Source organism: Candidatus Jordarchaeum sp. (genome assembly GCF_052745115.1).
On record NZ_JBRAKS010000090.1, the window covers coordinates 1 to 12,394 of the forward strand.

Consider the following 12,394-nt stretch of genomic DNA (forward strand, 5'->3'; position numbering starts at 1 on the left):
ATATAAACTGACAATTAACAGAATAGAAAAACAGTTAATAAAGCGGGGATACTGCACAGGGGGGTATGTAAGGACAATTTGAAGCTCTACATGGTGGCCTTCAGAGTGTGTAGGAACTCGAGACGCAAGAATCCAAGTGAGGCTCTGCGGGATGTTCTGGAGATGGTTATTTTTTGTTTCTGTTGGAAGTGTGTTGGGACGCTTCCAGATCCTTAAAAAACGCCAGCAAAAATGGTCAGCCACAAAATTCTTATTTATGAGCGTTACTTTTAATTTGTCTGGTGTCAGGTCCTTGCATCATAATGCTTCAATCATTTGCATCAACATATTATGGTTTGTCAATGGGTTCAAAGGATGTCCATGGTCCCATAATTTTACAAAATCAAATTTCTACTAATCCAATTCAGATTCCAATTCCCAGTGGGTGGGCAATTAACTCCATTAACATGAGCTTTTCAAACATAATAGCACCCAATACCACAATAACTATGGAACACGAACCCGTTAAAGCCTATGAATTAAATTATACGCGTGCGATGTCCTTTCAACTACCAGAAAACCAAACTGCTTACCTATGGAACATAAGCATTTACAGATTACAAATTAACCAATTAGCAATTACAAATGTAAATGTTTCGCTATATAATTCAGTCTATAATGATACTACTAAGTTGCCGGAACCTGGCACACTTCTCAATACCTCGCTTCAAATAGTAAGTGGTGACCTAACAATTGGTTGGCACAAATTTACTTTAAGTACTCCTTGGGAGCTAAATCCAGAAGCCAATACGGATCCAAGAGTTAACAATACTTTCTTTATAGCTATTAAAATTATTCCCTTTCTAAATGACCACCGTATTTTTTGGTTTTTCGCTCCTGATGAAGGTGATGAGGCAGGTACAGAACCGGCGTTCTATGAAGACCTTGGCTTTGCTTATAATTCTACGGATTCCGGTGATCCCGTAAATTGGAATCTTGAAAAACTGAATGATTACACAGTTGATTATTGTCTTAAGGTTGATGTGAGCGTTAATGATACAGTGGGATACTATGAAACGCCTTTGCCTTCCGAGGTTAATATGAAGGTAAATGGCACTGTGGTGGAAAATGTTTCGAGAGGAGTGGGGGCGTGCAATCTGACTCAGAACTTGAACATTTCTGGGAATTTTGCTATTTTAAATGTCAGTACCACTTGGGTTTATCCAGAAGGCCTCAAATTTGATGTAACCATATATCTATCATACGTTAATGTTTATCTGATAATGCTCACCAGAAGCTTAACTGCATTTACTTTTTACACGATTATTAAGGAAAATCAAAATCAACTTTTCATGTTAATGGGATTCATCGCCTTGGGAGCAGTTATTGCCGGTGGATACGGAGGCAGATCAGCTTATAAGAGACGAAAAATTCCCTTAAATGCTTTAAAAAGCATGGAAAATATTCTAATCGATCATAAGCCTACCGGTACCATGATTTGGTCTTTTGATTTCATATCGATGCAGCAGGATGTCGCTCTAGTTTCTGGTTTTATAACAGCGATCAAATCATTCCTTGAGGAGATGAAGGTCGGTGGTTTAAAAAGGCTTGGAACAGATTTTGGCACATTCATTCGTGAAGAAAGCCAACTGCTCACAGCGACTTGTATAACTAGTGATATAGGACTCGACGAGGAATTATGGATTAGAAGTAAATTGCACGAGTTTCTAATAAAAGTAGAACAGGAACATTGGAATCAACTAGAAGGTTGGAAAGGCGATTTAACCCCCTTTAAAGAGTCCCTTCCATCAATTTTAGCCTCATTAATTAATCTTGAGAAGGCTCAGAAACTTCAGCGACAGAAGATAGATAAGTTAACGAAAAATAAGGATAAGTTGCAGAAAAAGGTGAACAAGTACGGAGCAAAACTCGAGGAATTAAAATCAAGGTACGATTCAGGTGAAATTGATTTTAAGAAATACATTTTTGAGAGATATAAGACCGAAGCCAAGTACGACAAGGTTCAGAAAGACTATCTCTACGCCAGCCTATTCGTTTCAAGAGTATCCCCCCCAATGGAAGCAAAGCCAGCGAAACCAAAAGACGTAGAGAAAATGGAGAATATTCAAAACAGATTTCTGGAGATCAGGCGAGAAATAGAGGCGTTGCGAAGAAAAGAATTAGTAGGCAGCATAACCTCCCAAGATCTAGAGCGGAGGGAAAAACTGCAGAAAGAATTAATGGCGCTAATCGAAAAACTGGACAAACTACATAAAACTTAGCATTTTTCTCTCTTTCTTCTTTTTATAAATAAGGGAATATTGCTAGGGACTACAATTGGGAATCTCTTTGTAACTAGTGTATAAATTTTTATTACTTTTTATGTTTCAGAATATCTTTCATTTTCTCAGTCTCGTTGGTGAACTTTGGTTTTCTTTTCTCGCTGAACGCTTTTGGTCCCTCAAAGAAATCATGGTTAAACAGTAAACTCCAGAAAAGCATACTTTCAATTCTCAGGCCCTCTTCTAGAGGGATTCCGATGCCTCTTATTAATGCTTCCTTGTCTGTTCTGATTGACCCCTGGGGGAAAGAACAGATTCTTTGAGCCATTTCTTTTGCCCGTTCCAAAACCTGGTCTTTAGGCACTATCTCGTTAACCAGTCCAATTCTATACGCTTCGTTGGCATCGATTTCTTTTCCGGTGAGGATTAATTCCAAGGCTCTTCCTAGACCCACTACTCTCCATAGTCTTTGGGTTCCACCGTCTCCCAGTCCCACGTTCCATCTTCGATTCAGTATCCCGAATTTTGCGTCTTCGGAGCAGATTCTTATGTCTGCTGCCAGGGCTACCTCGAGTCCTCCGGCGTAGCACATTCCGTTTATGGCGGCTATGATGGGTTTGAAGATTTGTATTCCCCGGGTTAAGCCTCCGAAGCCGGGTCCCTGATAGGCGTTTTTTCGGGCAAAGTTAACCTTTTTCTCCTCTATGAAGGGGTGCCAGTTTTTAAGATCCGCCCCGGTGCAGAATGCCCCGTTTCCGGCTCCGGTTATTATCGCCACGTAGGCTTCGTCGTCTATGTCGAATTTCTTCCAAACCTCCGCTAGCTCCAGATTGGTTTCTGGGTCTATGCAGTTTAAAACTTGGGGTCGGTTAATGGTTATAGTTAGGATGTTGTTTTCTTTTTCACATATTACATTTTTATATTTTCCATAATCTATTCCATTCATGGCTTACATCTCCAAGCCCTAGTTATGTGATTTTTATTCTGGAGATAACCAAGTAATAAATATTTATGATGAAAAATTTTTCAGGTTTCGGTAAATTTGTAAAATTTTATAACTTATTGAAAAAAGTCTTATAATACTTGGAAAGAGATGGAATAACTGAAAAGGTTTTTAAAGAATAGTATCTTCTTATCCTTTATCCGTTTTTAAAGAAGGTGGCTCTTTGAGCGGGCAGAAGCACACCCAAGTGTTTATTCTCATTTATCTTGCTTCTGCAATTGGGCCCTTTAGTGGAAACATAATTCTGCCTATGATTTCGGTTTTAAAGAATGATTTGTTCACCGATATTACTCTTATTCTGCTCTCGTTTACCCTTTTCCAGGTTCCGTTTGCCGTAGGCCAGTTTTTTTCGGGCGGCTTATCGGATGTTTACGGTAGAAGGAAACTCGTAATGGGAGGATTTGTAATTCTGGCAGTGGGTTTCGCGTTTACACCCTTTTCCACAAATATTTGGTTCTTCATATTCACTAGGATTTTTCAGGGTGTGGGATTCGCGCTAATTGGTCCGGTTATAATAGCTCTGATTGGGGATTTAACAGACAGGTCTAATCGGGGTAGACATATGGGTTTCTATAGTTCAGCTATTATGGCCGGTATAGCGCTAGGCCCTTTGGTTGGTGGATTACTGGCGAGCCAGTGGCGTGCCCTCTTTCTAGCAATGGCAATTTTTTCAGTATTTTTACTTGTGTGTTCTTGGTTTTGTCTGAGGAGAGTGGCTGTTGGGGAAGGTGGAAGCGTTAGTGAAATAATAGGTAATCTGAGGAAAACTTTGAGATATCGAGAAGCTCTGGTGCTAAGCTTTACTGGATTCATACTATTCTTCTCCTACATCGCGGTTATCTCTTTAAGCTCAGACGGGCTTTCGGTCTTTCCCTACTATTTAACCCCGGGGCAAATAGGATTAATTCTCTCAACAAGCGGTTTTGTGGGTGTTTTTTCATCATCCGCAGCCGGTTTCCTAACTGATAGATTTGGTAAGCTAAAGATTCCCGCCATTGGATTAGTAATCACCGCCGTTTCCTTAATTGCCTTAGCTTTATCAACCACTTATTCTGCGCCAGCCTTTCCTTTTGGATACATACCAAATGTTTTAGAGCAATTGGGCCAGGGTACATACATATCCGGTCAAGCTCTTGTAAATCTTCTAATCACTCAAAGCCTGCTCGGACAGGCCTTTGGTGGGATTTTCCTAAACTTCCTGATTTATATGACTCTCATGGGAATTGGAATCTCCTTTGTATGGCCCGCGCTTCTAGCCCTAACACAAGAGGTTGTTCCGGAAGCGAACAGAGGAGCATCAGCATCAATTTTCAGTGGAACGAGATTTCTGGGCTATGCATTGGCACCCGTAGCTTTCACACCGTTGTACCTTTCAATAGGTCTGGACATAGTATTTCTTATTGGAGCAGCACTCGCACCACTAACAATATCTCTAATTTACCTAGTAACAAGGAAGAAAATTGGAAAATCAGAATTACAAAAAGAAAAGCAGATATCAAAATCAGATTAAAAAAGTGAAAGCGAATCATTATACCTCATTAATATCTTTCTTTTTCTTTTTCCCACTTTTTCTTTTCTTTTTCAAATTCTCTTTTTAAATCGCGTTCTTTTCGTTTTTTTCCAATTTTTTGTCTATTTTTATCCAATTGTTTTCTAAGGGGTAAGTAGTATTTTCCCAACAGATCCACTATTTCTTTTTCGGGCATATCAGTCATTGACGCAACAATTTCGACCGATTTGAACTGCTTATATAATTTATAAAGTCTTTTTGCAAGGAGCTTCTCCTTAATCTCCACTTTTCTCATTTTAACCATCATTCTTTAACACTCAATACTCCTGAAATTTACTTTATAATGTCGGTGAAACATTATTTTTACATTATTTTTCATATTCTGAGATTTTCTCGATTTCGGTAGGCTTATATTTTATTATAATTTTTAACTATTATCAATTTTAGTTATAGTATTTAGTAATGAAGGTGAAGATTTGAGGAGACCGCATCTGGATTATAGGTTTATTCCTATTTATCTCGCTGCTGCAATTGGTCCCTTCAGTGGAAACATAATTTTGCCTATGATTCCAATTTTAAAGAATGATTTGTTTACCGATGTGTCTCTTATTATGCTCTCGTTGACTCTGTTTCAGATCCCTTTTGCTCTGGGACAGTTTTTTTCGGGGGGCTTGTCTGATGTTTACGGGAGAATGAAACTCATATTGGCGGGTTTTTTACTCCTAGCCTTGGGCTTCGCCTTTACGCCCTTCTCAACGGATATTTGGTTTTTCATAGTCACAAGAATTGTTCAGGGACTGGGATTAGCCCTTATCTCTCCGGTTCTAATTGCTCTCATAGGTGATTTAACAGAGCCTTCAAAAAGGGGTAGGTATATGGGTTTCTATAGCGCGGCAATCCAGGCCGGTATAGCTATTGGACCCTTTATAGGAGGAGTGATGGCCAATCAGTGGCGTCTCCTCTTCATGATTATGGCAGTTTTTTCAGTAATTTTAACTGTGTGCAGCTGGCTGTGTCTTAGGAGAATCGCGGTTAGGGAGGGCGGAAGCCTTGGGGATATCGCTCAGAATCTCAGAGATACCTTAAGATACAGGCAGGTTCTTATTCTGGGTGCTATTGGATTCTTAGTTTTCTTCTCTTATCTCGCTGTGATTTCTTTAACCTCGGATGCACTCTCCGTCTTTCCATACTACATAGATCCAAACGCCATAGGAATAATTCTCTCAACCAGCGGTGTTTTAGGTATTTTTACATCGTCCCTCGCAGGTTTCTTAACAGATAGGTTTGGCAAGCTAAAGATTCCAACTGTAGGCATGATAATAGCCGGAGCCTCCTTAATAATCATGGCCTTGGTCACAACCTTGTCAGATTCAGCCTTCCCACTCGCTTACATACCGAACTTACTTGAGAGCACAAATCAAAGCACAAATTTAACCGGTCAAGCCTTTGCAAGCCTACTTGCCCTCCAAATCCTGTTCAGGTCAATGTTCGGAGGGATTTTCTGGGATTTCCTAGTCCTTATGTCTATTAGGGGAATTGGAATTTCTTTCGTGTGGCCCGCGCTTTTAGCCCTCTCGGTAGAAGTTGTACCTCCACAGATGAAAGGAGCATCCACTTCGATTTTCAGCGGTATGAGATTCCTAGGCTACTCAATGGCACCAGTAGCCTTCACGCCAGTATACCTTTGGATGGGTCTAGACGCAGTATTCATTATAGGAGCAGCACTCACACCACCAATAATGGCACTCATATACCTAGTAACAAAGAATAAAATTGAGAAACCGGAGTGGCTACCTAAAAAGGAAGAATCAAAACCGGGCTTGCAGAAGCGGAAACAAAAGAGTCACAATAAAAATTTAGGCCATAAAAGATAAATCAATGTTAGAAATTTTTTAGATCTTTTTTTACATAAATACTAACTGTGAAGTGTATAATATTTGGCAGTATTAATTGTGATATTTAGATTTCTCATCGTAATATCTGCGCTAATCTACAGAAATTTTTCTTGCGACCCTTGCTAATGGATGGCCCTTTGTTCTCAGCTCCCAAGTGTTGAACCAGCCAAAGGGAGTCCTTGTCACTCTGAAGCCTTTTTGTATAAGGTCTTTCTCTATAAGCTTTATTATATCTATGGCTACCTCAGGCTGGCTGGGTTCCCCGAACAGATGAGCAAAGGGGTGGAGAACTATGGTTTCGACCTTGAGCTGTTGGCCAAGCTTTATTACTTCCTCAACAGTTTTTTTCGACACATCTTCGGGGTGGGATTCGTCTTGTTTCTCAACATTGATGAGAACTAGGAGCGCTTCCTCTACCTCTGTTTTTTTAAAAGAAGGATTTTCCGCGACCTGCGATCTGCCTCTTTTTGCTACCGTAGAACGGAAGTAATCTACATGAAGCATTAATATTCTCAACTCATATCACTTCAGATTCACCTGGTTGCTCGAACTGCCATAATTCGGTGGTGAGATATCTCTCACCGGTGTCTGGCAGGACTACAACTATATTTTGCCCTTTTTTGAATCGTTCAGCTATTTTTAATGCGGCCCACATGGCGGCTCCGGATGAGATGCCCACAAATATTCCTTCCAGTCTTGCCAGTTTCCTTGAAGTTTCCACCGCGTCCTTAAAATTCACTTTCACCACTTCGTCCACTACCTTCATGTTTAAAACTTGCGGAACGAATCCTGCCCCTATACCTTGAATTTTGTGCGGTCCGGGTTTTCCTCCGGACAATACCGGGGAATCCTCTGGCTCAATGGCAAACACTTTAACCTGTGGACCTATTTTTTGTTTTAGGACTTCTCCTACACCGGTTATTGTTCCGCCAGTGCCTACTCCTGCTACAAAAGCGTCAACCTTACCTTCGGTATCCTCGAGAATTTCTTGGGCAGTGGTGGTTCGGTGTATTTGAGGATTCGCAGGGTTTAGGAACTGTTGGGGAATGAAAATTGTTTTATCTTTTTCCGCCATTTCTTGTGCTTTCTGAATTGCTCCTCTCATTCCTAGGGCTGCGGGGGTTAGAACGATTTGAGCGCCGTAGGCTTGGAGAATTTTTCTCCGCTCCATTGACATTGATTCGGGCATGGTTAGAACCAGATTATAGCCACGAGCGGCGCACACCATTGCAAGACCTATTCCAGTGTTTCCCGATGTGGGTTCCACTATTGTGGTCTCGGAATTGATTAATCCCTGTTCCTCGGCTGCTTTAATCATTGATAAAGCTATTCGGTCTTTTACACTAGCTCCAGGATTGGAACTCTCCAATTTGGCCAGAATATTCGGTTTGATATCTTGAGTTAATCTTCTCAATTTCACCAGAGGGGTTTTCCCAATGGTTTCGGTAATATCGTTAAATATTCTTCCCATATTTATTATCCTCCTTTTTCCCTGTTTTGTTTAAGATTTTGTATTTCCCGCTCCAGGTCTTCGATTTTTGTTTGCATCGACTTTATTATATCAATAATGGGATCAGGCAAGTCTCCGTGAGACAAATCGATTCTCGGTACACTCTTTCCATTACGAGCCACTATTCTTCCAGGCACTCCAACCACAACCGAATTTGGAGGAACATCGTTTGTTACCACGGAGTTTGCTCCTATTTTCACGTTATCACCAATTCTTATTGGTCCGAGAAGTTTAGCTCCCGCACCCACCACCACATTATTTCCGAGTGTAGGGTGTCTTTTTCCCGGTGAAAGGCTAGTGCCCCCCAAGGTTACATCCTGATAAATGGTCACATTATCCCCGATTTCAGCGGTCTCTCCTATTACGGTACCGGAGCCGTGATCAATAAAGAAGTCTCTCCCTATTTTGGCACCAGGATGAATTTCGATACCCGTTATTTGCCTCGCAATATGTGAGATATACCTAGGAACGAATGGGAGTCCTACTTCATAGAAGAAGTGGGCCACACGGTGCAGTAGGACTGAATGTATTCCGGGATAAGCGGTTAAAACTTCAACTATACTTCGGGCTGCGGGGTCCTTTGTGAAGGCTGCCCGGATATCTGAACCAAAGGAATCCAGTATGGATTTTAAATGTTCTCCGATTTTTTGTAGATCCTCCTCTTTTAATTCAAAACTCAAACCTAGAAGACATTTTGAGCAGTATTCACTCTTCTCCTTGGGAGACAAAATATCCCCACATATTAGGCATTCTAAACTGTTTTTCATGTTAACCACTCGATTGAAAAGTATTATTTGTAATATATAAAATTAACTATTGTAAAGTTTTGGGAGCCGACTATCCATAATCCATTAAGAAATAGGCAAATAGGATTCAAAAGAAGTCCATACTGATTTGGGGAAATTTATGAATTTTGTAGGGTTAACGCCGCTCTTACGATATGAATAATTATACATTACGATTATTTATAAATTTGAATACACAAATATTTAAACACAGATTTTTAGAAAGATGGGAGGATTTTTATGGCTAAATATGAGGGAACAATGCTAAGAGTAAACCTCTCTACTGGAGACATGAAAACTTCAAAAATACCTGAAGAATTAGTCAAAAAATATATCGGAGGCAGAGGACTCTCAGCCAAAATACTCTACGACGAAGTTGATCCAACAATAGATGCTTTTGATCCCAACAACAAGCTGATATTCGCCACAGGTCCATTAACAGGCACAGCAGCGCCGACCGGTGGTCGATACGAAGTTTCCTGCAAGTCCCCCCTAACCGGAACACTTACGGGAGCAAATTCTGGAGGAGAATGGGGTGCCCACCTCAGAAGAGCGGGGATCGAAACTATAGTCTTTGAGGGTAAGGCCAAAAAACCAATGTATCTACAGATAACTGATGGTAAATACGAATTAAAATCCGCTGAAAAACTCTGGGGAAAAGATACCCACACAACCACCGATATGTTACAGAAGGAACTGGGCAAAGAATACAGGGTGGCTTGCATCGGTCCCGCTGGTGAAAAGCTGGTCAGAGTGGCGTGTGTCATAAATGATAAGCACCGAGCACCCGGAAGAGGCGGAACCGGCGCCGTCATGGGCAGTAAAAATCTGAAAGCCATAGCAGTGAAAGGAACCAAAAAGATTGAACCCGCCGAAAAGGACGCATTCAAGAATGCCCAGGATGATGCACGCAAAAAAATCAAAGAACACTCAGTAACCGGAGAAGACTTACCCACCTACGGAACAGCGGTACTCATTAACATAATTAATGAGAACGGAATTTTCCCCACCAGAAACTTCCAAACCGGAGTCTTCCCAGAAGCAGACAAAATAAGCGGAGAAACCCTAGCGGACACGCTTCTCACCAAAAGAGCCGCCTGCTTTGCATGCCCCATCGGCTGCGGAAGAGTAACAGACATAAAAACTGGAAAATATAAATCCGCAGGAGAAGGGCCAGAATACGAAACCATCTGGGCCTATGGCGCACAATGCGGAGTAAGTAACCTGGAAGCCATCACCAAGGCTAACTACCTATGTAATGAACTTGGGTTGGATACCATTTCAGCGGGAAGCACCATAGGCTGCGCTATGGAACTCTATCAGAGAGGCAAAGTCACAAAGGAAAAAGTTGGTAAAGAATTAAATTGGGGTGACGGCGACGCCATCGTTGAATTCACAGAAAAAATGGGAAAAAGAGAAGGATTCGGAGATGATCTAGCAGAGGGTTCACTGAGACTAGCTGAGAAATACGGTGCGCCAGAACTTTCTATGAGTGTGAAAGGACAAGAGCTTCCAGCTTATGATCCGCGTGGTGCTAAGGGACACGGATTACAATACGCAACCACTAATAGGGGTGGGTGCCACGTTCGTGGCTACATGATTTCACCCGAAATTCTGGGAGTACCTGAGAAACTGGATCGCTTTGCTATCGAGGGAAAAGAAACTTGGGTGAAAACCTTCCAAGACCTAACCGCGGTAATTGACTCCATTGGTATGTGCCTATTCACCTCCTTCGCCATAGGAGCCCCAGAATACGCAGCTCTACTATCAACCGCAACCGGATTCAAGGAGTGGACTGCAGACGAGATAATGGTAATAGGGGATCGCATCTGGAACGTTGAGAGACTCTTCAACTTAAAAGCTGGCTTCACTTCCGAGGACGATACTCTACCACCAAGACTACTCAAAGAACCAATGCCTGAAGGCCCAGCTAAAGGGAATGTGGTACCGCTTGACAAAATGCTGCCCAAGTACTATCAGGTCAGGGGCTGGGATGCACAAGGAGTCCCAACAAATGAGAAACTCAAAGCACTTGGAATTTAATCCCTTCCCTTTCTCTTTTTATTTTATCTTATTTTAATTTACTTCTCGGTGGTGTTTATATGAGGTTGGAGAAAGAGTACCGCTACATTTACGGCGTCTGGCAGTATGTGGAAATGATACTAAATGAGCTTGGTGCTAGTAACCTAGAGGTTAAGGAATCCGGTTCCGAAAAAGATAAGCTGCATAAAGTCTATGAAGCAAAATTACCGGACGCAAATATAAAAGCCGAGGTAATTTACGAGAAAAAGCATTATCCGCCATTCCCCAAGTATTTTAAGAAGCTAGCAATCACCACCGTCGCTGTGGATATAACTTCTAAAAATTCTGAAAAGGAAAGGGAGTATTTCGACTATTTTTCGAATCGTCTTAAACTCTACACTTTGAGAGCTGCGGGATAGTCATAGGAATTAATTTCGACTCAAATCTTTTGAGTATATTTTAAGAATTAAGAAGGGAATGAGGTTTTTAAAGGATATATAGAACGAGAAAATAAGAACTTGTATAAGATCATATAATTGAGAACGAATGACGGAAAATTATTAAATAATTAATTATTCTAGTTTTTGGGGAAGAATCATGAGCGAGCTAATAGATGATATAGTTAAGATAGAATTGGATTGGTTCATGAATGTAAGAACCATTTATCCCTCCCGGTGTCAGGAGCATCCAAGGGTTTTTGAATTGATGAGGCGTAGCACTTATGAATTATGGTCTGAGGAGACGTTGAGAAAGTACCTGGAACATGTTAAAAGCTCTGCTTCCAATGGCAGGAATTTGATGACTGAAAGGTACGCCAGAATGGATAGAATGATCCCTCCCATTAATTTAAATCCGCTTATTGAAGAAATCGTTGAAATAGAGGTAAGTTGGACTGAAGAAATCTTTAGAAAGTATCCCCACATTTTTAGGAACGATTCACTGTTGGGCTTCAAAATTTATTTGAAGTGTGAACTTGAAACCTACTCCGATGAAGTTCTTGAATTATATTACAGAGATCTTGAGGGGGCTAAAAACGAGGGAAGAAACCTAGTGCAAGAAAAGTATCTTAATCTTTTCAAAAAAATCGGTTACAATTCGCTGGATGAGGTAGAAGAGTCAGCTAAAGGGAAAGGTAAATATTTTTAAACACCTTAAAAAACTAATTTTCCACTATTAGAATATACCTAAACTCGGAACTTTTTTAGTTACAAAAAAGTAAATAAGTTAATTAACAACAATTTCTAAACTTTTTTTATGTCTGAAGCAAGTATTATAGAGCATCTTGAAGGACTAGGATATACAAGAGCTGATACTGAAGTCCTACTTGTTTTACTAAGATTAGGCAGCAGCACAGGGGGTTCACAACAGTAGAAAGATTTAATGATAAATAATACCATTCTTGGACTTT

General features: G+C 40.8%; 11 protein-coding genes. 6 read left to right on the forward strand and 5 right to left on the reverse strand.

Annotated features, from left to right (window positions below):
- Window positions 1–341 precede the first annotated feature (341 nt).
- Window positions 342–2,261, forward strand: a complete 1,920-nt coding sequence (locus ACUVXA_RS08300) for a hypothetical protein (RefSeq protein ID WP_445870784.1) — start codon at window positions 342–344, stop codon at window positions 2,259–2,261.
- Window positions 2,262–2,352: 91 nt separating this feature from the next.
- Here the strand turns inward: ACUVXA_RS08300 and ACUVXA_RS08305 are convergent, their stop codons facing one another.
- Window positions 2,353–3,207, reverse strand: a complete 855-nt coding sequence (locus ACUVXA_RS08305) for an enoyl-CoA hydratase/isomerase family protein (RefSeq protein WP_445870785.1) — start codon at window positions 3,205–3,207, stop codon at window positions 2,353–2,355.
- Window positions 3,208–3,427: 220 nt separating this feature from the next.
- Here ACUVXA_RS08305 and ACUVXA_RS08310 point away from each other — a divergent pair, with 220 nt between their 5' ends.
- The gene (locus ACUVXA_RS08310) at window positions 3,428–4,774 is read left to right on the forward strand and encodes an MFS transporter (RefSeq protein ID WP_445870786.1); all 1,347 of its coding nucleotides are present in this window, start codon (window positions 3,428–3,430) and stop codon (window positions 4,772–4,774) included.
- A gap of 28 nt (window positions 4,775–4,802) precedes the next feature.
- Here ACUVXA_RS08310 and ACUVXA_RS08315 read toward each other — a convergent pair whose 3' ends face one another.
- Window positions 4,803–5,069, reverse strand: a complete 267-nt coding sequence (locus tag ACUVXA_RS08315; RefSeq protein ID WP_445870787.1) for a hypothetical protein — start codon at window positions 5,067–5,069, stop codon at window positions 4,803–4,805.
- A 181-nt stretch (window positions 5,070–5,250) separates the two neighbouring features.
- Between ACUVXA_RS08315 and ACUVXA_RS08320 the strand changes: the two genes are divergently transcribed.
- The gene (locus ACUVXA_RS08320; RefSeq protein WP_445870788.1) at window positions 5,251–6,648 is read left to right on the forward strand and encodes an MFS transporter; all 1,398 of its coding nucleotides are present in this window, start codon (window positions 5,251–5,253) and stop codon (window positions 6,646–6,648) included.
- Window positions 6,649–6,759: 111 nt separating this feature from the next.
- Here the strand turns inward: ACUVXA_RS08320 and ACUVXA_RS08325 are convergent, their stop codons facing one another.
- From ACUVXA_RS08325 to cysE, 3 genes are read right to left on the reverse strand one after another with little or no spacing between them, the layout of a single operon-like run.
- Window positions 6,760–7,173 (reverse strand): threonyl-tRNA synthetase editing domain-containing protein, encoded by a 414-nt coding sequence (locus ACUVXA_RS08325; RefSeq protein WP_445870789.1) that lies wholly within the window; start codon window positions 7,171–7,173, stop codon window positions 6,760–6,762.
- 13 nt (window positions 7,174–7,186) lie between these two features.
- The gene (gene cysK, locus ACUVXA_RS08330; RefSeq protein WP_445870790.1) at window positions 7,187–8,140 is read right to left on the reverse strand and encodes a cysteine synthase A; all 954 of its coding nucleotides are present in this window, start codon (window positions 8,138–8,140) and stop codon (window positions 7,187–7,189) included.
- Between the two features lie 5 nt (window positions 8,141–8,145).
- Complete coding sequence (gene cysE, locus ACUVXA_RS08335) at window positions 8,146–8,946, reverse strand: serine O-acetyltransferase (protein ID WP_445870791.1); 801 nt, start codon at window positions 8,944–8,946, stop codon at window positions 8,146–8,148.
- Between the two features lie 258 nt (window positions 8,947–9,204).
- Here cysE and ACUVXA_RS08340 point away from each other — a divergent pair, with 258 nt between their 5' ends.
- The 3 genes from ACUVXA_RS08340 (at window position 9,205) to ACUVXA_RS08350 (ending at window position 12,132) form a co-directional block, all read left to right on the forward strand.
- Complete coding sequence (locus ACUVXA_RS08340) at window positions 9,205–11,007, forward strand: aldehyde ferredoxin oxidoreductase family protein (RefSeq protein ID WP_445870792.1); 1,803 nt, start codon at window positions 9,205–9,207, stop codon at window positions 11,005–11,007.
- A 59-nt stretch (window positions 11,008–11,066) separates the two neighbouring features.
- Window positions 11,067–11,405 (forward strand): hypothetical protein, encoded by a 339-nt coding sequence (locus ACUVXA_RS08345; RefSeq protein WP_445870793.1) that lies wholly within the window; start codon window positions 11,067–11,069, stop codon window positions 11,403–11,405.
- A gap of 178 nt (window positions 11,406–11,583) precedes the next feature.
- Window positions 11,584–12,132 (forward strand): DUF4125 family protein, encoded by a 549-nt coding sequence (locus ACUVXA_RS08350; RefSeq protein WP_445870794.1) that lies wholly within the window; start codon window positions 11,584–11,586, stop codon window positions 12,130–12,132.
- Window positions 12,133–12,394 lie beyond the last annotated feature (262 nt).